At 43.2% G+C, this 23345-nt stretch carries 21 protein-coding genes; 19 read left to right on the top strand and 2 right to left on the bottom strand.

The window, feature by feature from the left end; all coding sequences use genetic code 11:
* Positions 1-107: 107 nt before the first annotated feature.
* The 10 genes from BLR82_RS01515 to BLR82_RS01470 all read left to right on the top strand — a co-directional run bounded on the left by BLR82_RS01515 (position 108) and on the right by BLR82_RS01470 (position 8030).
* On the top strand, positions 108-1238 hold the full coding sequence (locus BLR82_RS01515) for an ATP phosphoribosyltransferase regulatory subunit (RefSeq protein ID WP_074597252.1): 1131 nt from the start codon (positions 108-110) through the stop codon (positions 1236-1238).
* The gene (gene hisG / locus BLR82_RS01510; RefSeq protein WP_074597251.1) at positions 1235-1855 is read left to right on the top strand and encodes an ATP phosphoribosyltransferase; all 621 of its coding nucleotides are present in this window, start codon (positions 1235-1237) and stop codon (positions 1853-1855) included. The genes BLR82_RS01515 and hisG overlap by 4 nt, the downstream gene beginning before the upstream one ends.
* Positions 1852-3165 (top strand): histidinol dehydrogenase, encoded by a 1314-nt coding sequence (gene hisD / locus BLR82_RS01505; protein WP_074597250.1) that lies wholly within the window; start codon positions 1852-1854, stop codon positions 3163-3165. Before hisG ends, hisD begins: the two co-directional genes overlap by 4 nt.
* On the top strand, positions 3149-3736 hold the full coding sequence (gene hisB, locus BLR82_RS01500; RefSeq protein ID WP_074597249.1) for an imidazoleglycerol-phosphate dehydratase HisB: 588 nt from the start codon (positions 3149-3151) through the stop codon (positions 3734-3736). Before hisD ends, hisB begins: the two co-directional genes overlap by 17 nt.
* Positions 3733-4332 (top strand): imidazole glycerol phosphate synthase subunit HisH, encoded by a 600-nt coding sequence (gene hisH, locus BLR82_RS01495; RefSeq protein ID WP_074597248.1) that lies wholly within the window; start codon positions 3733-3735, stop codon positions 4330-4332. The genes hisB and hisH overlap by 4 nt, the downstream gene beginning before the upstream one ends.
* Positions 4329-5033: a 1-(5-phosphoribosyl)-5-[(5-phosphoribosylamino)methylideneamino]imidazole-4-carboxamide isomerase gene (gene hisA / locus BLR82_RS01490; protein ID WP_074597247.1), complete on the top strand. Its 705-nt coding sequence runs from the start codon at positions 4329-4331 to the stop codon at positions 5031-5033. The genes hisH and hisA overlap by 4 nt, the downstream gene beginning before the upstream one ends.
* Positions 5030-5797, top strand: coding sequence for an imidazole glycerol phosphate synthase subunit HisF (hisF, locus tag BLR82_RS01485; RefSeq protein ID WP_074597246.1), 768 nt, complete (start codon positions 5030-5032; stop codon positions 5795-5797). Before hisA ends, hisF begins: the two co-directional genes overlap by 4 nt.
* Positions 5778-6443 (top strand): bifunctional phosphoribosyl-AMP cyclohydrolase/phosphoribosyl-ATP diphosphatase HisIE, encoded by a 666-nt coding sequence (gene hisIE, locus BLR82_RS01480; RefSeq protein ID WP_074597245.1) that lies wholly within the window; start codon positions 5778-5780, stop codon positions 6441-6443. The genes hisF and hisIE overlap by 20 nt, the downstream gene beginning before the upstream one ends.
* 135 nt (positions 6444-6578) lie before the next feature.
* Positions 6579-6992: a GNAT family N-acetyltransferase gene (locus BLR82_RS01475; protein WP_245693623.1), complete on the top strand. Its 414-nt coding sequence runs from the start codon at positions 6579-6581 to the stop codon at positions 6990-6992.
* A 36-nt stretch (positions 6993-7028) separates the two neighbouring features.
* The gene (locus tag BLR82_RS01470) at positions 7029-8030 is read left to right on the top strand and encodes an LLM class flavin-dependent oxidoreductase (RefSeq protein WP_074597243.1); all 1002 of its coding nucleotides are present in this window, start codon (positions 7029-7031) and stop codon (positions 8028-8030) included.
* Between the two features lie 335 nt (positions 8031-8365).
* Here BLR82_RS01470 and msrA read toward each other — a convergent pair whose 3' ends face one another.
* Complete coding sequence (gene msrA, locus BLR82_RS01465) at positions 8366-8893, bottom strand: peptide-methionine (S)-S-oxide reductase MsrA (RefSeq protein WP_074597242.1); 528 nt, start codon at positions 8891-8893, stop codon at positions 8366-8368.
* 165 nt (positions 8894-9058) lie between these two features.
* Between msrA and BLR82_RS01460 the strand changes: the two genes are divergently transcribed.
* From BLR82_RS01460 to sspL, 3 genes are read left to right on the top strand one after another with little or no spacing between them, the layout of a single operon-like run.
* Positions 9059-9937 carry a 5'-3' exonuclease gene (locus tag BLR82_RS01460; RefSeq protein WP_074597241.1) on the top strand — a complete coding sequence of 293 codons (879 nt, stop codon included), beginning with the start codon at positions 9059-9061 and terminating at the stop codon, positions 9935-9937.
* Between the two features lie 45 nt (positions 9938-9982).
* A complete protein-coding gene (locus tag BLR82_RS01455) occupies positions 9983-10306 on the top strand; it encodes a CHY zinc finger protein (RefSeq protein WP_074597240.1) in 324 nt (107 codons plus the stop codon).
* Positions 10307-10350: 44 nt separating this feature from the next.
* On the top strand, positions 10351-10488 hold the full coding sequence (gene sspL / locus BLR82_RS01450; protein ID WP_074597239.1) for a small, acid-soluble spore protein L: 138 nt from the start codon (positions 10351-10353) through the stop codon (positions 10486-10488).
* Positions 10489-10663: 175 nt separating this feature from the next.
* Here sspL and gltC read toward each other — a convergent pair whose 3' ends face one another.
* A complete protein-coding gene (gene gltC, locus BLR82_RS01445) occupies positions 10664-11566 on the bottom strand; it encodes a glutamate biosynthesis transcriptional regulator GltC (RefSeq protein WP_074597238.1) in 903 nt (300 codons plus the stop codon).
* A 131-nt stretch (positions 11567-11697) separates the two neighbouring features.
* Here gltC and gltB point away from each other — a divergent pair, with 131 nt between their 5' ends.
* The 6 genes from gltB (at position 11698) to BLR82_RS01415 (ending at position 23321) form a co-directional block, all read left to right on the top strand.
* The gene (gene gltB / locus BLR82_RS01440) at positions 11698-16260 is read left to right on the top strand and encodes a glutamate synthase large subunit (RefSeq protein WP_074597237.1); all 4563 of its coding nucleotides are present in this window, start codon (positions 11698-11700) and stop codon (positions 16258-16260) included.
* A gap of 16 nt (positions 16261-16276) precedes the next feature.
* The gene (gene gltD / locus BLR82_RS01435) at positions 16277-17773 is read left to right on the top strand and encodes a glutamate synthase small subunit (protein ID WP_074597236.1); all 1497 of its coding nucleotides are present in this window, start codon (positions 16277-16279) and stop codon (positions 17771-17773) included.
* 425 nt (positions 17774-18198) lie between these two features.
* The gene (locus BLR82_RS01430) at positions 18199-19266 is read left to right on the top strand and encodes a branched-chain amino acid aminotransferase (protein WP_074597235.1); all 1068 of its coding nucleotides are present in this window, start codon (positions 18199-18201) and stop codon (positions 19264-19266) included.
* Between the two features lie 58 nt (positions 19267-19324).
* Positions 19325-20314, top strand: a complete 990-nt coding sequence (locus tag BLR82_RS01425; protein ID WP_074597234.1) for an LLM class flavin-dependent oxidoreductase — start codon at positions 19325-19327, stop codon at positions 20312-20314.
* 489 nt (positions 20315-20803) lie between these two features.
* Entirely contained in the window at positions 20804-21565 is a 762-nt protein-coding gene (locus BLR82_RS01420) for a gluconate 2-dehydrogenase subunit 3 family protein (protein WP_074597233.1), read from the top strand.
* Positions 21566-21584: 19 nt separating this feature from the next.
* Positions 21585-23321: a GMC family oxidoreductase gene (locus tag BLR82_RS01415; protein WP_074597232.1), complete on the top strand. Its 1737-nt coding sequence runs from the start codon at positions 21585-21587 to the stop codon at positions 23319-23321.
* Positions 23322-23345 lie beyond the last annotated feature (24 nt).

Genomic DNA, 23345 nt, shown 5'->3' with positions numbered 1-23345 from the left:
GACGCTGATAAAGAAGTGTGCTAAATTCATAATAACAAGTTGCTTTACTCAAGTAAAGTGGTAGAGTGGTAAAAAGATAAAGGATTTAAACGGAAAGTGGTGTTAATATGTTTTTGCCAGCAGGAAGCCAGGACGAAGTCGGACAACAAATAAACAAGCGATTTCGGGCATTTGAAATTTTTACTAAAATTACCGAAAAGCGAAATTATCAACCGATTTCAACGCCGGTCGTCGAATATGCTCGAACCTTTACCAATTCATACGCAGGGATGGCCTTACAGCCGATGTTAAAATGGTTTAATCATGAGGGAGAAATCGAGGTGCTTCGGCCCGACTGGACGACAGCCATAGCACGGGCATTAGTGAATCAGCCACCTTCAGAACATAAATGGTGCTACCAAGGGTCTGTATTTCGCAGTGACAAACATGGAATGGAAAGCAGGCAGGCCGGTATTGAAATCGTACATGCGCCATCATTCCTGGGTGAAAGCGAATCCTTGCTTACCGCGGTTGATTATTTAAATGAATTAGAGGTCGAGGACTACTTAATCGAACTGGGGCATTCTGAAATATTCGAAGAACTGACAGCGCCTTTAAAACTCGATCTTTTTCAGTCGGAGAAACTGAGGCAAGCAATGCATGATAAACGGAAAGATGAAGTTTTCCATCTGGCGAACCATGCAGGTTCACAGACAATCGCTGAAGAATTGACAAAACTGGTAGATGCATACGGGACTGCAGAATTGCTGGAAGAATATGAAAAGCACTGGAAAAATAATCAGCGCCTTCTCGAAATCGTCCGGCATTTAAAAAGCCTGGTACAGTTATTGAGTGACTGTGGCATAAATGAAACTTTGGTCGATTTAGGAAGGGTGAAGAATCTTCCTTACTATTGTGGAACGATGTTCAGGGGCTACCTCCGGGAGAATGGCTCCACTTGTTTTTCCGGAGGCAGGTATGACACATTATATGAGCAATTTGACGAACGCCATTCAGCTGTAGGACTTGCATTTGACATAGATATATTATCAGGACAAATCAGTTCTGCGCAGAACCGAGAGAAAGTTTGTCTGTTGGCCTCACCAGAAAGCCACGCATATGCTGAAAGGATCCGTTCAGATTTTCCTGATATGATTGTAGACATTCGTTATGACTTACCGGACAAAGAGTCAACGCATTATGATCGTATAATGGAGGTTATGGAAAAAGCGAATTGTTGGAAGGTGGTGGAACGATGAAGCCTTGTATTGCTTTAACCAAAGGGCGTTTGGAAAAACAGTTTCTTGAATTTTTTCAATCATTGGAATATGATATCTCGCCGTTGTTGAACAAGGGAAGAAAGCTAAGGGTCGAGACGGAAGATTTCCAGTTCGTGTTTGCAAAAGGGGTGGATGTCACAACGTATGTAGAACACGGAATCGCTGACTTGGGAATAGTCGGGGAAGACATCCTTGCTGAATTTCAGCCTAATGTCTATAATTTGCTGCCGCTTCCATTCGGCAAATGCCGGATGGCACTCGCAGCTGAAGCAGGAATCGATTGGCCCGAACGCAAACGCACAATTGCAAGTAAATATCCAAACATTACCAAAGAATTTTTCAGGCGAAAAGGAGAATCGGTTGATGTCGTAAAATTAGAAGGATCAGTTGAGCTCGCTCCGATTCTCGGATTGGCCGATGGGATTGTCGATATCGTGGAAACTGGTACGACTTTAAAAGAAAATGGGCTGGTCATCAAAGAGGAGTTCCATCAGTACAGTGCGCGATGCATCGCAAACCGTTCCTCTCTAATATTAAAAAAGGATCTCCTGGCCCCTGTCGTGGAAGCATTGCAGAAAGGAGTGCCTATCCAATGATCACCATTTATTCGGCAGAAAAATATACCGAGCTGTTCTTGACAAGGAAAATGGACAGTCGGCTGGATAGCGATATTTTACAAACCGCGAAACAAGTGATTGATGATATCCGGACAGACGGTGACGAAGCATTAAAACGTTATGTAAAAAAGTTTGATGGGGAAATACCTGTCGCTTGGCGGGTTGAGGAGAAAGAACGGAAGCAGGCGTGGGAGGCAGTATCTGCTGAGGTTATCGATTCATTAAGAGCATCAGCTGACAACATTAAATCGTTCCACAAAAAACAGCTGCAAAACACACGATTTATGGAGATGACAGAGGATATTATCTCCGGCCAATTATACCGGCCAATTGAACGGGTGGGAATCTATGTTCCAGGCGGTACAGCCAGCTACCCATCAACTGTATTAATGAATACGATACCTGCTGTTCTTGCCGGCGTCAAACAAGTGATCATGGTGACACCAGCAAGAAACGGAGAAAACATCTCTCCGGTATTGTCGGTTGCAGCAGACATTGCCGGGGTCGATTCTATTTACAAAATCGGCGGAATACAGGCTATAGCTGCACTTGCTTATGGAACGGAATCCATTCCAGCAGTAGATAAAATTGTTGGTCCGGGCAATGCGTATGTAGCTGCTGCCAAGTCATTGGTTTTTGGGGATGTAGGCATCGACATGATTGCCGGACCTTCTGAAGTATGCATAATTGCTGATGAAACAGCTGATCCGGCATTTGTAGCAGCAGACATGATAGCCCAGGCAGAGCATGATAAAGCTGCCAGGGCTGTACTGTTCACTACTTCTCAAAGACTAGCCGAAACTACAAGCACACAGATAGAACAGCAATGCACCAGTCTGCCAAGACGGGAAATTGCGGAAGCATCTTTAACAGAAAATGGAGCAATTGTTCTCGTTGATGACTTAGATGAGGCATTTATACTGGCAAACCGGCTTGCCCCTGAGCATTTGGAGATTCAGACAGCTGCACCACTTCAACTGCTGGGAAAAGTCCAAAACGCCGGTTCTGTTTTCCTCGGCAGCTATACGCCGGAAGCATTGGGTGATTACTATGCAGGACCTAACCATGTATTGCCAACAGCTGGTACAGCAAGATTCTCTTCCGGCTTGTCTGTAGACGATTTTATAAAAAAGACCACCTTTCTTTATTATTCGGAAAAGGCTTTGCAGACAGCCTCCACGCATGTGCGCAATATAGCAGAGACTGAAGAGCTTGAAGGGCATTCACGAGCGGTGAAACAAAGAGCAGCAATGGAAGAAGGGGATGAAAAAAATGAGAGCAGCGAGTAAACAGAGAAAAACCACTGAAACGGAGGTCAATGTCGATTGCAATCTTGATGACTCATCAGTTGTGTCAGTCACAACGGGAGTGGGTTTTTTTGATCATATGCTAGAATTGTTTGCTCGTCACGGAAGAATTGGACTCCGAGTAGAAGCAGAAGGTGACTTACATATTGATAGTCATCATACTGTAGAAGACGTGGGCATTGTTTTGGGGCAAACCATACGGTCTGCTCTCGGGAATAAACAAAAAATCAACCGGTATGGCCACGCCTATGTACCAATGGACGAGTCCCTTGGATTTGTGGCGATCGATATTAGCGGAAGGCCGTTTCTCGTTTTTGATGCAGCGTTTACTACTCCGAGCATAGGAAACTTCGATACAGAATTGGTAAGGGAGTTTCTGCAGGCATTTGCCTTTCAAGCAGGCATAACCTTGCATGCAAAGGTCATTCATGGTTCGAATAACCATCATAAGATAGAAGCGATCTTTAAAGCTCTCGGAAGAGCCTTTGCTGAAGCAATTACCATCAACCCGGAAATCGATGGAGTCAATTCAACAAAGGGGATTATCGAATGATCGCAATTATTGATTATGGCATGGGGAATGTAGCAAGCGTGTCGACAGCTTTGTATAAGCTCGGATATGAAGTGACGATCACCGATGACAGGGAAGTATTGCAGGAGGCCACCCACATTGTCCTTCCGGGGGTGGGTTCTTTTCAAGCAGCCATGGAAGAAATAGAGAAAAGAGGGTTAAAGAACCTTTTGCGTGAAATGGCAGAGGAAAAACCTTTTTTAGGTATCTGTCTGGGAATGCAACTTTTATTTGACAAAGGTTTTGAAGGCGGAGAAACAGAAGGACTTTCTATTCTACCGGGGACTATTGAAAAAATGGAAACTAAACATATTCTTCCTCATATTGGATGGAATGCTTTGGAAGCCGAAGGAGAGGGTAATCCATTCTCGCAATACACGGGTAAACACGTTTACTTTGTCCATAGCTTCGCAGTACAAACAAATGAAGCTTATATTGCGGCAACAGCAGAATACGGAATGACTGTACCGGCTATTGTGAAAAAGGGTAAAGTCTATGGTATTCAATTTCATCCAGAAAAAAGCGGTGAAGTTGGCGTCGATATCTTAAAGACATTTCTACAGGAGGCAGCAAGATGAAAATTATCCCAGCAATAGATTTAATCGATGGAAAATGCGTTCGTTTATATCAGGGTGATTTTTCCCGCTCCACCCAGGTGGGTATGGATCCGGAGGCGCAGTTGGCTGCATTCATCCGAGATGGGGCTGATATGATTCATATTGTTGATTTGGACGGTGCGAGGAGCGGCAAAGGCAGCCAGCTGGAGCTTATCACTCGCCTGTGTCGTTTATCAACTGTCCCGATCGAAGTTGGTGGGGGGATCAGGACGATGGATACGGTCGAGCGTTTACTTAAAGCAGGTGCTTCCAGATTGGTTCTCGGAACCTCTGCTCTTGAAGATGATGCTTTTTTGAAAGCTGTCCTGAAAACATACCCTGAACATGTTGTCATTGGGATCGATGCTAAAGATGGTAAAGTCGCAGTAAGAGGATGGGAAACGGTTTTGGAAATTGATTTTATCGATTTTGCCAGAGAAATGGAAGGACTGGGGGTTAAAACAATCGTTTTCACCGATATTTCCAAAGATGGTACGTTGAGTGGTCCTAATTTGCAAGCCTTACAGCAAATTTCCCAAGCGGTGGACTGTAACATTGTCGCTTCCGGAGGAATTAAAGATATGGACGATCTTCGCAAATTGGAAAAAATCGGAATTAAGGAAGCGATTGTCGGCAAAGCGATTTATGATGGACGAGTCTCACTAAAGGGGGCTTTCGATTGATCGTCAAACGAATTATTCCATGTTTGGATGTCAAAGAAGGAAAAGTAGTGAAAGGGACCAACTTTGTGTCGCTTAGGGAAATGGGAGATCCAGTTGAAATGGCTTCTGCTTATTCCCAGGCAGGTGCAGACGAAATTATATTCTTGGATATTTCAGCTACCAATGAAGGTAGGCAGACGATGTTGAATATTGTCAAAAAGACTGCAGAGACGGTATTTGTTCCCTTTACTGTAGGGGGAGGGGTAAAGTCGATCGAAGATGTAACAAGGCTTCTACAAGCTGGCGCGGATAAAGTAGCAATAAACTCAGCAGCTGTTGCGAATCCTGCTTTGATTCGGGAAGCTGCAAGTCGTTTTGGCTCGCAATGTGTGGTAGTAGCCGTGGATGCAAAATATATGGAAAATAGTTGGCATGTCATGACTCACGGTGGCAGCAAGGATAGTGGAATAGACGCTTTGGATTGGGTAAGAGAAGCAGAACTGCAAGGTGCGGGAGAGATATTACTGACTAGTGTCGACACGGATGGAGTAAAGGACGGTTTTGATCTGGAATTGACCAGGATTGTTGTTGAATCTGTCCGCATCCCAGTCATAGCTTCCGGCGGTTGCGGCAAGCCCGAGCACTTCAGCGAAGTGTTCCGGGAAACCGATGTTTCCGCTGCTTTGGCTGCATCCATCTTTCATGAAGGAACTTTTTCGATTGAACAAGTAAAACAAAGCTGTGCGGCACAAGGAGTGGATATACGTGAAGCCGGACTTTTCTAAAGGATTACTGCCTGCAGTCATTGTAGATGATTTGACAGGAGACGTACTGATGGTAGCTTATATGAATGAAACAGCTTATCAAAAAACAATGGAAACGGGGCAAACATGGTTTTATTCCCGTTCCCGCCAGGAATTATGGCATAAAGGGGCTACTTCTGGAAATTATCAATCCGTCCAATCGGTTTTTCTGGATTGCGACGGAGATACCATACTGGTACGGGTGAATCCAAAAGGACCTGCTTGTCATACCGGGAAACGAAGCTGTTTTTTCTATAAAGAGACTGGGGAAGGAAAAAAAGAGGAACAGAAAGAAAACGGGATAGAAGACATTTTCGACCAAGTAATAACCGAAATCCAGAATCGGAAGGCATTCCGTGTTGAAAACTCTTATACAAATTACCTTTTTGATAAGGGCATCGATAAAATTGGTAAAAAAGTGATCGAAGAAGCCGGTGAGGTCGTCATAGCAGCAAAAAATAACAATAAGCAGGAAGTGGTAAACGAAGTAAGTGACTTACTGTACCACAGCCTTGTACTGCTCGCAGAACAGGGTGTTTCTCTTGATGCTGTAAAAGAAGAACTGGACAGAAGAACGAACAAAAAGGGAAACAGTAAAGGAGACCGACCCGAAATTGAAAATTGGTGAGTAACGAAAAGCACGTTGGCCCATAGTGGCCGACGTGCTTTTTGATGAATAATGAAGGCGGCTGGTTAGCCCATTTGGAATAGTGATAGTAAAATAGAACTTAACAAAAAATAAGTAAGAATGAGGGATGAAACAGTGGAGATTAAAAACGGGGAACACACTGTATTTTGTCGTACATATGAATCGGATGATTTTGATCAAATCCAGAACATGAACGAAAGGGAAGGATGGAATAACCTAGTCGTCAATTGGGAAACGACAAAACGGGCATGGGAGCAATCACAAATTGCTTACGTTTTAGAAGACAGAGGAAAAGTGGTCGGATATATCAGAGGTTTAACGGATTCGGCAATCACATTGTATATTTGTGAACTGTTAATTGCAAAGCAGTACCGCGGGTTGGGTCTTGGCAAAAAGTTACTCGCCTATGTCTATCATTTGTATCCGGAGACAAGAATGGAAATGCTGGCAACAAGTGGCTCAAAGGAATTTTATGAAAAGAATGGCTTCCGCCCGTTTTATGGCTTTAGAAAAATGATAAAGGAATAATACGACAAACCACCAAGAAAAAGGAAGGTGACAGCAATGAGGTTAAGCATACTGGATCAATCACCTGTTTCACGGGGAGAATCCCCGGAACAAGCATTACAACATACAATCAAACTTGCCCAGGAAACAGAAAGACTGGGTTTTACCAGATACTGGGTTGCCGAGCACCATAGTACCAGCGGGCTGGCTAGTACTTCACCGGAGGTTTTAATCGGTCAAATCGCTGCACGTACCGAAACAATCAAGGTAGGCTCTGGAGGCGTCCTCTTGCCCCAATACAGCCCGCTTCATGTAGCCGAAAACTTTAAAATGTTAGAAGCCTTTTATCCTGGCAGAATCGACTTGGGACTGGGAAGGTCACCAGGAGGCAATCAGACAACAAGAATGGCACTGACCGATGGACAGAAAAAAAGTCTTAGTTCCTTTCCGCGTCAGGTTGCGGATTTGCAAGGTTTTCTACATAATACGCTGCCTACAGATCATCCGTTTAAAACAGTGAAAGCAGGTCCGCGCATCGATACTGCGCCGGATATGTGGATATTGGGTTTGTCAGAGCGGGGGGCTGAGAATGCCGCCAACCTTGGGGTGGGCTTCACATACGGACATTTTATCAATCCGGAGAATGGAAAGGCTGCCATCGAAGCGTACAGGGAACGCTTTAAGCCATCAACTTTTCAAACCGATCCAAAAGTAAATGTTTGTGTGTTTGTAGTTTGCGCAGATACAGAAAAACAAGCGGAAGCATTAGCGATCAGCCAGGATGCATGGTTGTTGAATGTTGGAAAAGGAAGAGACACAAAGGTTCCTTCTATTGAAGAAGTGAAAAAAAGGTCCTTTTCGAGAGAAGATCAAGAAACAATAGCAAAAAATCGGAAACGTGCGGTTATCGGGAATCAAGAGCAGGTAAAGCGGCAACTAGAGAAACTGGCTGAGGAATGCCAAACCGATGAACTGATGATCATTACCAATATCTATGATTTCCAAGCAAAGCTTCATTCTTATCGACTATTGGCAGAGGCCTTCTCTTTATCTGATTAGGAAAAGGATATCATAATTTTATTATGTAAACTATAGGTTGAAGGTTAATCAAAAAGAAAATATAGATCATCCCTGGAAGGTGAAGATATATCTTAAACTATTTTATGTTTGTGAGAAGGTGAGAGAATGGATGGCTGATAATTTAACGGGTACGATCAGGGGGCGATTTATATTAATAGAGTAAAAGAGAAGGTTCCACCAATAAAATGAAGCGAAACGGTGTCGCCTTCTCATTATCCAGATTGTATGATTGCAGCTTTGTACGAATTTTCTTTGGCCAATCTCTGAAATAAGCACTGGTTACAATAAATAAGCTGCAAGAAGACCTGGATGATTCAAGACCAATGGTTTTCGATGAATTCATCTCTTCCGGATTTAGCCCTGTCTTCCTGATAGTATTTTTTATTTTTTTTATAAAAGTCCTGGTGGTGCGTCTCTGCACGATAAAAGGTACTTGCAGGAAGAATTTCTGTAACGATAGGCTGTTGAAATCGACCACTGTCTATGATGGATTGTTTCGACTGTTCTGCCAATTGCTTTTGTTCTTCATCGTGGTAGAAGATGGCGGCACGGTACTGGCTGCCCCTGTCATGGAATTGCCCTCCATCGTCAGTAGGATCAACCTGTGGCCAGTAGATGTCCAGCAGCTGCTGATAAGAGAATACACTCGGATCATAGCTGATTTGTACCACTTCAAAATGGCCGGTTTCACCTGTTTTTACTTGTTCGTAAGTGGGATCTGCAACATGCCCCCCCATATATCCTGAAACCACTTGATGAATGCCCTCGAATTGGTCGAACGGTTTAACCATGCACCAAAAGCAACCACCTGCAAATGTAGCCAAAGCGGTTTGTTTACTCATGTTCTTCCACCTTCTGTTCTTCTGAATTGTAAAATTAACTATATCATAGAGAAAAGAAATCTATCAATTTAATTGTTTTTTGTCAACCTTTCTATGTAAGGTGGTTTGTGTGTTAAAATATAAATTGGTATGATTTATTTCACTGTAAATAAGGGAGAAAATAATATGGATAAACAACATAATGTTTTATTAGTCGATGGAATGGCGTTGTTATTTAGGGGGTTTTATGCCACTTCCTTCACAGGAAATTTCATGGTTAACAGTAAAGGCATACCGACAAACGGTATTTTTGGTTTTTTAAAATATTTTTTGGATGCTGTCGCTACATTTCAGCCTAGCCATGTCATCTGCTGCTGGGACATGGGAAGTAAAACCTTCCGCAATGAGCTTTATGCACCATATAAAGCTAATCGAGGAGAGCCGCCGGTCGAGCTGATACCTCAATTCGATTTGATAAAAGAAGTAATGGAAGCTTTTGATGTTCCGAATGTCGGTACGAAAGGTTTTGAGGCCGATGATTGCATCGGAACACTCGCGCGACAGTACGGTAATGAACATCAAGTAGTCATTTTGACCGGAGATCAGGATATCCTTCAATTGGTGGATGATCAAGTTTCCGTGGCAATCATGAAAAAGGGACAAGGGAATTACGCAGTATATAGAAAGGATACATTTCATGAAACGAAGGGAATCTCTCCTTATCAAGTAATAGAGATGAAAGCGTTGATGGGAGACACATCAGACAATTATCCGGGTGTGAAAGGGATAGGTGAAAAAACAGCTTTGAAGTTGTTGGTGGAATTTGGTTCTATTGAGGAGATTCTTGCTAATCTGGAGAAACTTTCCAATGGCATCCGAAAAAAAATAGAAGAAAATCTGGATATGCTTCATTTATCCAGAAAGCTGGCAGAAATTCATTGTGAGGTACCAATTGAGTGTGCACTAGAAGATGCTATTTGGAAAGTGAACACGGAAATGATTCAACATAAATTTGCTGAGTTGGAACTCCGAGGTTTCTCTAAAATGCTTAATCAGGTCGGATAAATCAAGGTTTCCACCCGCCTTTTGTTGTGGATAGGAGGAGAAAAAGTGTTAATCGGTAATCATGAGGTACACGGCAAAGTGATCGATCATGCAACCAGGTGTGAACACTACCATTCGGAATTAGATATCATTGCGATCAAATTTGCCTGTTGCCATGCGTATTATCCTTGCTATCGCTGTCATCAGGAAGCAGCCGGACATGCCGCAAAGGTGTGGCCGAAATCCGCTGGAAAGATGAAAGCCATATTATGTGGGAATTGTCACAGGGAACTAACCATTGAAACGTATAAAGGAACAAATACCTGTCCTTACTGTCATGCTGCTTTTAATCCGGATTGCAACTTGCACTATCATTATTATTTTGGATAAAACGGCAACAATTCTGCCATGCTATGGTTGGAGGTGTTCCGGTAATGGCTGGAGAAAAAAAGCGTGACAGAGGACAGACAGCACCTAGTGTAAACCCACAAGGGCTTACAGAAGATACTGCAGATCAAAGGCCGCATTCTGATTTAGAAGCAAAGGCGAAAAAAAGCAATACCAAAAGGTGAAAGCTGTTTGATCCTTTTGCCATTTGGACGCGCTGGTTTTCTTAATAAAGAGGAACAGCGATGGGAACAAAAACATAGTAGACAAAGCAAAAACCGAACGTTAAGGCAAAACTCGTTCGGTTTTTGTAATACTATATCCATTTTGTCAGTTATCTCTTTATATTTTAAGTTGATATTATTGAAATTGTTCCAACACGGAAAAGAAGTCCTGAACAAACTGGTAAAAAACTTTTTCCGAAGGAGCGAGATTTCTGGTTGCCGGCTTAATGATGCCCACAGTCCGTCTTAAATGCGGCGTATCGATTGTTATTTTTTTCGTGAATCTGGGAGTGGACTCGGAAAAAACACTTTCAGGAAGCAGGGTGACGCCGATACCGGCAGATACAAGTCCTTTAATCGCATCCAAATCTTCTCCCTCTGAAGAGATCCTAGGCGTGAATCCAGCCTGTCGGCATCCGTCCATGGCAATTTTGCGCAAAATAAATCCTTCCGGAAACAGGACAAACTCTTCATTTCTCATATCTCTTAAATGCAAGCTTTGTCTTTCAGCTAACCGATGGGATGCCGGTACAAGGGCTGAAATATCTTCAGAAAAAAGAATCCGTCCATCTATTTCCGGGTCGTTCGTCAATACTGGCCCCAAAAAGGCTAAATCCAATTCCCGTTTCTTCACAGCATCAACCAAATAATTATAAGAACCTTGCCTCAATTGGAAAGCGATATTCGGATACTTTTTCTTGAATTCCGAGATGACTGCAGGCAGCAAATGGCTGGCCAAACTCGTCGGAAACCCGATTTTAATCGTTCCCCGCTCCGGGTCCAGGTGTTCATCGATTTGTTTTTTTGCATGATCGATTGCCTTCATCGCTGTTTTGGCATGGGTCAAGAATATTTTTCCTATTTGGGTCAATTTTACATTGCGGCCTTCCCGTTCAAATAAAGCAACTCCCAATTCTGCTTCCAGATTGGCGATCTGACGGCTGATGGCCGACTGTGCCACATGCAGATGCACTGCTGCTTCTGATACGTGTTCCCTCTCTGCAACTTCCATAAAATACCGTAATTGTCGTAATTCCATAGGCTCACCTTCCCCATTCATCTCGAAATGAGATAGTTTTAATCTATATTATATATTGTTTGGATGAATAAGAAAACCTACAATAGAAATAAGACACCTTAATTGGAATAGAGTGAACGGGGGCGTATATTATGACGTTTAATCAGATGCCTGAAGCACAAGGCCTATACAATCCTGAATTTGAACGTGACGCATGTGGTATTGGATTATATGCTCATATCAAGGGATTAGCGACACATGATATAGTGAAAAAAGGATTGCAGATGCTATGCCAGCTTGACCATCGAGGCGGTCAGGGAAGCGACCCGTTGACTGGCGACGGTGCCGGATTGATGGTTCAAGTACCGGATGCTTATTTCCGTAAGGTATGTGCGGATATGCAGTTGCCGGAGTCAGGTAAATACGGAGTAGGCATGGTGTTTTTTTCTAAAGATGAAAACGAACAAAAGCAAGTAGAAGGCTATGTGAACCATATTATTGAGCAGGAAGGGCAGAAACTGCTCGGCTGGCGTGATGTGCCTGTAAATGTCAGAAATATCGGAATAAAGGCGCAAGAGACTTGTCCAGTAATCCGGCAGGTATTCATCGGGGCTTCAGATGATTTGATCGATAACTTGGCATTTGAACGCAAACTGTATGTCATTCGGAAGCAAGCGGAAAACTGGGCGCGTGAACAGGAATATCGCTTCTATTTTGCCAGCTTATCAAGCAGGACTATTGTCTACAAAGGTTTATTAACGCCCGAACAAGTAGATGAGTTTTACTTGGATTTACAAGACGAATCGTTTGTATCGGCATTCTCTTTGGTACATTCACGGTTCAGTACAAATACTTTTCCGACCTGGGAAAGGGCGCATCCTAACAGATATTTGATTCATAACGGTGAAATCAATACGATGCGCGGAAACACGAATTGGATGAAAGCCAGAGAGAAGCAATTCGCATCCGAAGCATTTGGTGAAGATTTACAGAAGGTTCTGCCGATTCTCAATGCGGAGGGAAGTGACTCCGCCGTGTTGGATAATGCTTTGGAGTTTTTTACACTGGCTGGAAGAAAACCTGCCCATGCTGCGATGATGTTGATTCCGGAACCGTGGAAAAACAACCCGCATATTTCGGATGAAAAACGGGCGTTTTATGAATACCACAGTACTTTGATGGAACAATGGGATGGTCCGACTTCGATTACATTTACGGACGGCCGGCAAATCGGTGCGATCCTGGACCGGAACGGTCTTCGGCCAGCACGTTATTATGTCACAAAAGATGACTATATTGTTTATTCTTCGGAAGTTGGCGTCATTGATGTCGAAGAAGAAAATGTATTATATAAAGACCGCCTGAGTCCAGGGAAGATGCTTCTCTTGGACTTGGAAGAAGGAAGAATTATTTCCGACGAAGAGATCAAGTCAGAGATGGCACAAGAAAAACCTTATCAGCAGTGGCTTGAGAATCAGCTTGTAAAAGTATCGAATCAGGTCGAACAAGCAGATGCTAATCCAGTTGCTGATTTATTTACTCGCCAGAAAGCTTTCGGCTATACGTATGAAGATGTCTATAAATATCTCGTACCGGTTGTAAAAGAAGGAAAGGACCCGATAGGATCGATGGGTAGTGATATGCCGCTGGCTGTACTTTCGGACAGACCGCAGTCCTTGTTCAATTACTTCAAGCAATTGTTTGCCCAAGTAACAAATCCGCCAATTGATGCTTATCGGGAACAAATCGTGACGTCGACCATGACATACCTAGGTCCGGAAGGGAATATCCTTCATCCTGATCAAAGCAGCTGTCGGCGAATCCAACTGGAAACGCCAGTGTTGTCCAATTTTCAACTAAAGCAGTTCGCTGAGGATAAATATGAAGGCTTCAAAAGCAGGAAAATCGCTTCTCTGTTTGAAGACAGCTTAGAAGTAGGATTACAAAACCTTTTTAAAAAAGCAGATTTGGCAATAGCTGAAGGAGTCAACCTGCTTATCTTGTCGGATAAGGGAATGACCGAAAAAGAAACAGCCATTCCGGCATTGCTTGCTGTTAGTGCCTTGCATCAATATTTAGTGCGACAAGGGAACAGGACAAAAGTCAGTATATTGATAGAAACAGGGGAAACACGCGAGGTTCATCACTTTGCGGCATTGATTGGCTATGGTGTAGATGCAATCAATCCTTACCTTGTGTTTGAAACATTCAAGCAGGTGATTGCCGAAGGAAATCTGGAGCTAGGCTACCAGGAGACAGTGGAAAAATACATCGCCGGTGTTACGGAAGGCGTAGTGAAAGTGATGTCCAAGATGGGAATATCCACTATTCAAAGCTATCGGGGAGCGCAAATTTTCGAAGCTGTCGGAATTAGCAAAAGTGTAGTCGATGAGCATTTTACCGGAACTGCTTCCCAAATAGATGGTATCGGATTAAAAACGATTGGTTCAGAAGCGAAAAAACGGCATGAGGATGCTTATGCTGAAACGATTGATGAAACCCTGGACTCTGGAAGTGATTTCCAATGGAGGAAAGGCGGAGAACACCATGCCTTCAATCCGAAAACGATCCATACGTTACAGTGGGCTTGCAGACGAGGAGATTATAGTCTTTTCAAAGAATATTCCAAAGCAGCCGATGGAGAAAGGCTCAATTTTTTAAGGAATTTGTTCACCTTTAAATCGGACAACAAGGGGATACCTATAGAAGAAGTTGAATCCGTGGACCAGATTGTCAAACGGTTTAAAACAGGTGCAATGTCTTTCGGCTCTTTAAGTCAAGAGGCACATGAATCTTTGGCAATTGCGATGAACCGTTTGGGAGGAAAAAGCAACAGCGGAGAAGGCGGAGAAGACCCCAGGCGGTTTATCGCGGATGAAAATGGAGACTCTCGCAAAAGTTCGATTAAGCAAATAGCTTCCGGTCGTTTTGGCGTAAAAAGCCATTATTTAGTAAATGCAGAAGAATTGCAAATTAAAATGGCCCAAGGAGCGAAGCCAGGAGAAGGCGGACAGCTTCCGGGCAACAAGGTTTACCCATGGGTTGCCGATGTGCGTGGTTCTACCCCTGGAGTTGGGTTGATTTCACCTCCTCCACACCATGATATCTATTCGATCGAAGACTTGGCACAACTTATTCACGACTTAAAAAATGCTAATCGTAATGCAAGAATCAGTGTCAAATTAGTCGCAAAAGCTGGAGTAGGAACCATTGCTGCAGGTGTAGCCAAGGGGGCGGCAGATGTTATTTCCGTCGTCGGATATGATGGCGGCACCGGCGCCTCTCCTAAAACAAGCATTAAGCACACCGGGCTGCCATGGGAGCTTGGGTTGGCAGAGGCACATCAAACGCTGATGCTCAATGGACTTAGAGATCGAGTAGTATTGGAAACGGATGGAAAATTAATGACTGGAAGAGATGTAGTCATGGCTTCCTTGCTCGGTGCTGAAGAATTTGGATTTGCCACTGCTCCCCTTGTTGTATTGGGCTGTGTCATGATGCGTGCCTGCCATTTGGACACTTGCCCAGTAGGGGTTGCCACCCAAAATCCGGAATTACGGAAAAAATTCATGGGTGATCCAGATCACATCGTAAATTATATGCGCTTTGTTGCACAAGAAGTACGCGAAATCATGGCAGAATTAGGTTTCCGTTCCATCGATGAAATGGTCGGAAGAACAGAAGTTTTAGAAATAAGCGAACGTGCAAACCAACATTGGAAGGCAAAAGATCTTGATTTATCAACGCTGATTCATCCTGTAGAAGGAGTAAGAACAGCACAGACAGCTCAGAACCATAAGTTGGAACAGTCTCTGGACCTGACACAAATACTTCCGGCTGTACAACCGGCATTGCAGCGCCGGGAAAAGGTAGATGTCTCCTTCCCGATTCGCAATACCAACCGTGTAGCAGGGACTATCACTGGTAGTGAAGTATCGAAACGATATGGAGAAGAAGGATTGCCAGAAGATACGATTACGTTGAGATTTACCGGATCTGCTGGTCAAAGTTTTGGCGCTTTTGTTCCTAAAGGAATGTCTCTGCTATTGACTGGTGACGCTAATGACTATGTCGGAAAAGGATTATCTGGAGGGAAAATTGTTGTTTCTGCCCCTGGGGAATCGACTGTCTTTGCCGACAGTAATGTCATTGCGGGCAATGTGGCTTTTTATGGCGCTACTTCCGGCGAAGCCTATATAAACGGTCTCGCGGGTGAACGATTTGCTGTGCGTAACAGCGGTGCTCAAGTAGTAGTCGAGGGGATTGGCGATCATGGCTGCGAATACATGACTGGTGGACGCGTTGTTGTTCTCGGCGAGGTCGGAAAAAACTTTGGAGCAGGTATGTCTGGTGGTATCGCCTATGTTTACACGGATGACAGGGAGCAGTTTGAGTTTTTAACGAATAAAGAAATGATTGAATTTGAACAGCTTGAGCAGGAGAATGAAATTGAAGATGTGAAAGCAATGGTAGAAAATCACTATCACTATACTTCCAGCAGTAAAGCAGCTGCTATACTATCTGACTGGGATCAAGCAGTAAGTAAGTTTATCAAAGTTATTCCAAAGGATTACAAACAAACATTAGAACATATCGATGGACTGAAGGCATCTGGATTTTCGGACGAAGAAGCGAAAATGGAGGCATTCAACGCCAAGAAAGACAAAAAGGTCATCCCTGCACAGAAAACGAAAAAACAGGTAGTTGTACACTAAGAAAGGAGACTAGAATATGGGAAAAACAACAGGTTTTATCGAAATTAAGCGGGAAGAAGCAGCCGAACGTGACCCCAAAAAACGCTTAAACGATTGGAAAGAATATTCTGCTCCTTTCTCGGATGAACTAATGAGCAGACAAGGGGCACGATGCATGGACTGTGGTACTCCTTTCTGCCATATCGGAACTGAAATAAACGGGGCTACCTCTGGTTGCCCTGTCTATAATCTGATTCCTGAATGGAATGATCTAGTTTACCGTGGAAAGTGGAAAGAAGCATTGGAGCGTTTGGAAAAAACGAACAATTTTCCGGAGTTTACTGGAAGGGTTTGTCCGGCACCATGTGAAGGCTCTTGTACGGTGGCTATTTCGGATCCAGCAGTCACCATTAAAAATATTGAACGGGCGATTATCGATAAAGGATTTGAAAATGGGTGGATCACTCCCCGGATTCCAGCGAAGCGAACCGGAAAAACAATCGCTATTGTCGGTTCTGGACCCGCAGGAATGGCAAGCGCGGACCAATTAAACCAGGCAGGTCATACTGTAACTGTTTTCGAGAAGGCCGATAGACCAGGTGGATTGCTAATGTACGGCATTCCAAATATGAAGCTTGAAAAAGAAGTGGTAGAGCGTAGAATAGACTTGTTAAGACAAGAAGGAATTGACTTCATTACCAGTACAGAAGTAGGGAAAGACATCACAGCTGAAGAATTGAATGCTAAATATGATGCTGTCATTATTTGCACAGGCGCCCAGAAACAACGTGATTTACCATTACGAGGAAGAGAGGCTGAGGGAGTTCACTTCGCAATGGATTATTTAACGGCTTCCACAAAAAGCCTGCTCGGAACAGAATTGGAAAAAGGCGAATGGATTGATGCGGAAGGGAAAGATGTCATCGTAATCGGGGGAGGAGACACAGGTGCTGATTGCATTGCTACTGCACTAAGACAAAACTGTAACAGTATTGTGCAATTTGGCAAGCACCCTCAACTTCCTTTGGCAAGAACAGAGGATAACGCCTGGCCGGAGTTTCCAAAGGTATTCAGCGTCGATTATGCACATAAAGAAGCAGAGGCAAAATTCGGCGAAGATCCACGAGAATATTCTATTCAGACAAAGAAATTCGTCAAGGACGATAATGGTAAATTGAAAGAATTGCATACAGTTCAAATGAAGAAAGTCACCGACGAAACCGGTATGTTTGTGTACGAGGAAGTACCAGGAACGGAAAAAGTATGGCCGGCTCAGCTCGTCCTGATTGCAATAGGGTTTGAAGGACCTGAACAACCGGTTCTAAAGCAGTTTGGCGTTGATACGGATAACCGGAAAGTTAAAGCTGTTTATGGCGAATTTTCTACTAATGTGGAAGGTGTATTTGCTGCTGGCGATGCACGAAGAGGGCAAAGTTTGATAGTTTGGGCAATTAATGAAGGTAGGGAAGTGGCAAGGCAGGTTGATCACTATTTAATGGGATCTTCCTCGCTCCCTTCTGCTGCTGCTATGTAGACGGTGAGATGATAGGGTAGAGACCTTGTTTCCTGATAGGAAAACAAGGTCTTTTCTCTCATGGCTGATTTGTTGGAGCCATGTATCTCTTTAAGAAGAAAGCGTTTGAATATAAAAAAGTATTTTTTCTGGTTGTTTTTCCAACCTATTTCGTACTACAATGTTTTTTACAAACAATTTTGAAAAAAAGCTCTTTTTGAATAGGTTGTTGTTTTAGACAGGTGAAGTAATCTGCGATCGAGCTTAAGAATGGGTTTTCGCTATCTTATCTGTTAGCATTTGAGAGCGAACCAGCTGTTCCGGCAATATTAGTACTAATATTGGAAATAACAGTTTGATACAATTCGCAGTTTTTCAATTCGGTGCATTAAACAACAAACCATACAAAAAAGCCATTAACTACATATATGCAGGGAGTCTTGAACATGGAAAAAATTAAAATTACGAAATCAGAAACAAGCAAATCAAAACCAACGACTGATCAATTAGAGTTTGGAAGAGTTTTTACAGACCATATGTTCATCATGGATTACTCCACAGAAAAGGGTTGGCATGATCCGAGAATTATACCCTATCAGCCTTTGACGCTTGATCCAGCTTCTATAATTTTTCACTATGGTCAGACAGTGTTTGAAGGATTGAAAGCCTATTTGACGCCTGATGAAAAGGTTAAACTATTTCGTCCAGAAAAAAACATGAAGCGTTTGAATCGATCAAACGATCGATTGTGCATACCTGCCATTGATGAAACATTGGCACTGGAGGCAATCACAACATTGGTCGGATTGGACAAAGACTGGGTACCTTCTGCCGAGGGAACTTCCTTGTACATCAGACCGTTTGTCATAGCTACGGAACCCTATCTTGGAGTGGCACCTTCACAAAATTATCAATTTATCATTATTCTTTCCCCTGTGGGTGCCTATTATAAAGAAGGAATCAATCCAGTTAAAATTGCAGTAGAAAACAAATTTGTCAGAGCTGTATCCGGTGGAACAGGAGAAGCGAAAACCGCAGGTAACTATGCTTCCAGTTTAAAGGCACAAGAATTGGTAGCGGACAAAGGATATGCGCAAGTACTTTGGCTGGACGGCGTCGAAAAGAAATATGTTGAGGAAGTCGGCAGTATGAATGTTTTCTTTAAGATAGACGGAGAAGTCATCACCCCTGCTTTGAACGGCAGTATCCTTGAAGGCGTCACCAGAAGCTCGGTAATCGATTTATTGAAACATTGGAATTATCCTGTTAGCGAACGACGAATTTCTATGGAGGAAGTCTTTGAGGCTGCCAAAAACGGCAAATTGGAGGAGGCTTTCGGCTCGGGAACTGCCGCTGTTATTTCACCGATAGGCGAATTATCCTGGCATGGGAAAAATATTGAAGTGAACGGAGGAAGAACAGGTAAAGTTGCTAAACAGCTGTATACGACATTAACCGGAATACAAACGGGGAAACAAGCGGATCCATTTAATTGGACGATAAATATCGAGTAACGCTTAAGTCTCAAAGTAATAGTGAGGACAGAAATAAACATTAGGAAGAAGGACAGCAATGAAGTTAAGTATTCTGGACAAGGCGCCGGTTTTTCCCGGATATACAGCACATGAAGCATTACAGGCGTCCGGTGAGCTGGCAAAATTAGCCGACAAATGGGGATACAGTCGTTATTGGATGGCAGAGCATCATGATATGCGGAATATAGCTTGCTCGGCCCCGGAGACCATGCTGGGATTCCTCGGTGCTGTCACGGACAACATCCGGATAGGTAGCGGTGCAGTGTTGCTGCCTCACTATCAGCCATACAAAGTGGCAGAGATCTATAACCTGCTTGCTGTCTTATTTCCAGGGAGAATCGACATTGGTATCGGTCGTGCACCAGGTGGCTCTCCGGAGGCATCCATTGCTCTTTCGGGAAATTTCTTAGAGAACGTCAAAAAAATGCCCGAAAAAGTAACAGAATTACTTCATTTTATAAGAGAAGACTTTCCGGAAAACTCTTTTTTTGCTGATACGAAAGCGACACCACTTCCGGATCATCCTCCGATTCCGTGGACACTTGGTACGAGTGAAAAAAGTGCCGAATTAGCAGCCAAAAACGGCACTGGTTATGTCTTTGGGCAATTTATGAGCGATAAGGATGGAGCTGCGGCTGTAAACCAATACCGGAATCTCTTTGAACCAGGTCCGGAATTCAGTTCTCCATATACCGTTTTAACTGTCAATGCTCTGTGCGCAGCCACTCAAGAAAAGGCGGAGGAAATTGCGTACTCTGTCATGCTTAATAAAGTATTGGCGGAAAAACAACTGGTGAACGATAACGTTGTTTTAAACGAAGAGGACGAACAGAAAGTGCAAAACTTGATAAAAAAAGTTGTGGTGGGAACCCCTGACTTGGTCAAAAACAAATTAGAAGAACTTCAATCTTCTTTTCAGGCAGATGAGGTTATGGTGGTCACTTATACTAATGACTTCCAACAACGAACAGAGTCCTACCGGTTGATGTATGAACACATACTGAAAGAGGATAATCAGCAATTGTAAGCGTGAAAAGCGGGATCTAATGGCAGTAATCAGAACTAAAACCGTACGATGTTTCGAAGGATAAACTTTCGAGATCGTTCGGTTTTTCTTTTTGTATAAAAATAGCATTTAATATCAACGGTTTTATACGGAGTGTGGTGATGTCTATACCATCTGAGCAAGTACAAGCAGTGTCCGTGGAAGGCGAGGTATCTTGCCTGTTGCTTCGGAAGTGTCAGCCCTTTTTCAATATTCCAGATAAAGACGATGTTCCCGAACTTACATAGTATTAAAAAACAGAGAAAATCCATTTTTCCTTCTACTGATTAATTGAGCAGAAAATATTAAAAAATTTTGCTATTTCGTTTCCTTTGATGGCAGTTTTCTGCAAAGTTTGATGAGAATTTTTTTCTTTCTATATGTTTAACAAGTTTAAACAGTGGTAACTAGTATTTAAGGTTACATTTACGAGAGTAACCGGCCACTACATATTTCGGAAGGAGGAACAAGATGGCGGAAAATAATAGCAATACAAAGATGTCACGCCGGAAATTCATTAAAAACTCCGGCTATGTAGCAGGAGGTGCAATCGGAGGCGGTCTTCTGGGAACATTGGTCACGACCAGTGTCACCAACAACGGGAGTCAGACAGCGTCCAATACAACGGATGGAGGTTCGAATAATACGAACTTCAATAAAGCCTTGATGTACTTTGCCAGACAAGAAGATTTCAACATACTTAGTGCAGCGACAGAAAGGATATTCCCGGAAGACGATAATGGACCTGGCGCCATTGAATTGGGAGTTCCTTACTTCATTGACCACCAATTGGCTGGTGCATATGGACATAACGATAAAGAGTATATGCAGGGCCCTTTTTATGAAGGATCCGATTTTCAAGGCTATCAAACGAGACTCAAACGGCATGAAGTGTTTGATGTTGGAATACAAGCAATTGAAAAGCAAAGTCAACAAGACTTCGACGCATCTTTCGTTGACTTGGAAGGAAAACAGCAGGATGAAATTTTGCAAAAATTCCAGGATGGAGATGTGGATCTGAAAGGGGTCACTCCAACCACATTTTTCGAGTTGCTTCGCTCGGCAACCATCGAAGGTGCCTATTCCGATCCATTGTATGGCGGAAATGGAAACATGGCCGCCTGGGAAATGAAACAATTCCCTGGAAGCCAAATGAGCTACCTTGATGAAATCAAGAAGGAGGAATTCATCGAGAAAGAGCCTAAGGCATTAAGAGCACATATTTCATCATAATGAGATAGGGGGATGAACAATGGCAAAAAAATTGGATAAAGTCGAAGTAGTAACAGTCGGTGTAGGCTGGACAGGCGGCATTATCGCCGCAGAACTGGCTAAAGAAGGTGTGAAAGTAGTAGGACTTGAGAGAGGGAAAAAGCGTTCAACGGAAGACTTTCAAATGGTGCATGATGAATACAGATATGCTATCCGTTATGATTTAATGCAGGATTTATCCAAAGAAACACTTACTTTCCGAAACAACCGGGACGAACGGGCACTGCCGATGCGGCAGTTAGGTTCTTTTCTGTTAGGAGAAGGTTTGGGTGGTGCAGGAGTCCACTGGAATGGCCAAACCTGGCGCTTTTTGCCATATGATTTGCAAATTAAGTCGATGACTGATGAAAAATATGGCAACAAATTAGGCGACGATTATACTTTGCAAGACTGGGGAATCACCTATGAAGAATTAGAACCTTATTTCTATCAATTTGAACAAACTGCCGGTATTGGCGGAGAAGATAATCCAATGGGAGCTCCAAGAAGCAATCCTTATCCAAATCCGCCAATGGTTGATACACCAATCACGAAGAAATTTAAAGAAGCAGCAAAAAATCTTGATCTGCATCCTTTTCAAATGCCTTCTGCCAATATGACAGAAAACTATGAGAACCCAGACGGACAGAAAATGTATAAATGTCAGTATTGCGGGTTCTGTGAACGGTTCGGATGTGAGTATGGTGCAAAAGCTTCACCGAACGTAACGGTCATTCCTACCGCGCAAGCCACTGGCAATTTTGAATTGAGAACTAATTCCAATGTCACGGAAATTCTTCACGATGGTAATCGGGCCACAGGGGTACGATACGTTGATGTACAAACAGGAGAAGAATTTGAACAGCCCGCTGACATCGTTGTTCTGACCAGCTATGTGATGAACAATACTCGTCTTTTGTTACAGTCTGAACTTGGACAGCCATACGATCCGGAAACAGGAAATGGTGTAATTGGAAAGAATTATTGCTATCAAATTCTTCCGGGGGCTACTGGTTTCTTTGAAGAAGAGAAGTTTAATACCTACATGGGTGCAGGTGCACTAGGTGCCACTGTCGACGATTATAATGGTGATAATTTTGATCACTCGGATGTAGACTTCATTCACGGTGCGTCTGTGTCGATCACTCAGACAGGTAAACGGCCGATTAACAATAACACGGTACCGAGCGGTACTCCAAACTGGGGACAAGAGTTCAAATCCCAATCTATTAAGTACTACCACCGTACACTATCTGTAGGTGGGCAGGGAGCATCCATTCCACACCGGGATAATTACTTGAGTTTAGATCCGGATTATAAAGATGCTTACGGAAACCCACTGCTTCGGTTGACTTACGACTATACCGAACAGGATCGCAAGCTACATGAATATATATCTGAAAAATGCGCTGAAATACTGAAAGAAATGGGTGCTGACAATGTAGAGCCTCGTTCTATCAGTGATCATTATAATATTGTCCCTTATCAAACAACGCACAATACTGGCGGGGTAATTATGGGCGATGATCCTGAAACATCTGCTGTTAATAATTACTTGCAGATGTGGGACGCGGACAATGTTTTTGTGGTAGGCGCTTCGGCCTTTGCGCATAATGGCGGCTATAACCCTACCGGAACAGTAGGAGCACTTGCATACCGTGCTGCTGAAGGTATCCTCAAATTCAGGGACGAAGATGGTCAGCTCGTACAAGCCAAGAAAAGTAGCCAGTTAGCGTAAGAAGACAAGCTTTAATAAAGCTAT

Source organism: Sediminibacillus halophilus (assembly GCF_900103695.1).
GTDB lineage: Bacteria > Bacillota > Bacilli > Bacillales > Amphibacillaceae > Sediminibacillus > Sediminibacillus halophilus.
The sequence above is the reverse complement of the archived record's forward strand: the minus strand, read 5'-3'. Positions and strand labels throughout refer to the sequence as shown.

Excerpts from the sequence above, each read along its gene's own strand:
- BLR82_RS01415 (WP_074597232.1), top strand. The coding sequence starts at position 21,585 with ATGGCAAAAAAATTGGATAAAGTCGAAGTAGTAACAGTCGGTGTAGGC.
- BLR82_RS01425 (WP_074597234.1), top strand. The coding sequence starts at position 19,325 with ATGAAGTTAAGTATTCTGGACAAGGCGCCGGTTTTTCCCGGATATACA.
- sspL (WP_074597239.1), top strand. The coding sequence starts at position 10,351 with ATGGCTGGAGAAAAAAAGCGTGACAGAGGACAGACAGCACCTAGTGTA.
- gltB (WP_074597237.1), top strand. The coding sequence starts at position 11,698 with ATGACGTTTAATCAGATGCCTGAAGCACAAGGCCTATACAATCCTGAA.
- BLR82_RS01460 (WP_074597241.1), top strand. The coding sequence starts at position 9,059 with ATGGATAAACAACATAATGTTTTATTAGTCGATGGAATGGCGTTGTTA.
- hisA (WP_074597247.1), top strand. The coding sequence starts at position 4,329 with ATGAAAATTATCCCAGCAATAGATTTAATCGATGGAAAATGCGTTCGT.
- BLR82_RS01420 (WP_074597233.1), top strand. The coding sequence starts at position 20,804 with ATGGCGGAAAATAATAGCAATACAAAGATGTCACGCCGGAAATTCATT.
- hisB (WP_074597249.1), top strand. The coding sequence starts at position 3,149 with ATGAGAGCAGCGAGTAAACAGAGAAAAACCACTGAAACGGAGGTCAAT.
- BLR82_RS01470 (WP_074597243.1), top strand. The coding sequence starts at position 7,029 with ATGAGGTTAAGCATACTGGATCAATCACCTGTTTCACGGGGAGAATCC.
- hisH (WP_074597248.1), top strand. The coding sequence starts at position 3,733 with ATGATCGCAATTATTGATTATGGCATGGGGAATGTAGCAAGCGTGTCG.
- hisD (WP_074597250.1), top strand. The coding sequence starts at position 1,852 with ATGATCACCATTTATTCGGCAGAAAAATATACCGAGCTGTTCTTGACA.
- BLR82_RS01515 (WP_074597252.1), top strand. The coding sequence starts at position 108 with ATGTTTTTGCCAGCAGGAAGCCAGGACGAAGTCGGACAACAAATAAAC.
- gltD (WP_074597236.1), top strand. The coding sequence starts at position 16,277 with ATGGGAAAAACAACAGGTTTTATCGAAATTAAGCGGGAAGAAGCAGCC.
- BLR82_RS01430 (WP_074597235.1), top strand. The coding sequence starts at position 18,199 with ATGGAAAAAATTAAAATTACGAAATCAGAAACAAGCAAATCAAAACCA.
- msrA (WP_074597242.1), bottom strand. The coding sequence starts at position 8,893 with ATGAGTAAACAAACCGCTTTGGCTACATTTGCAGGTGGTTGCTTTTGG.
- gltC (WP_074597238.1), bottom strand. The coding sequence starts at position 11,566 with ATGGAATTACGACAATTACGGTATTTTATGGAAGTTGCAGAGAGGGAA.
- hisG (WP_074597251.1), top strand. The coding sequence starts at position 1,235 with ATGAAGCCTTGTATTGCTTTAACCAAAGGGCGTTTGGAAAAACAGTTT.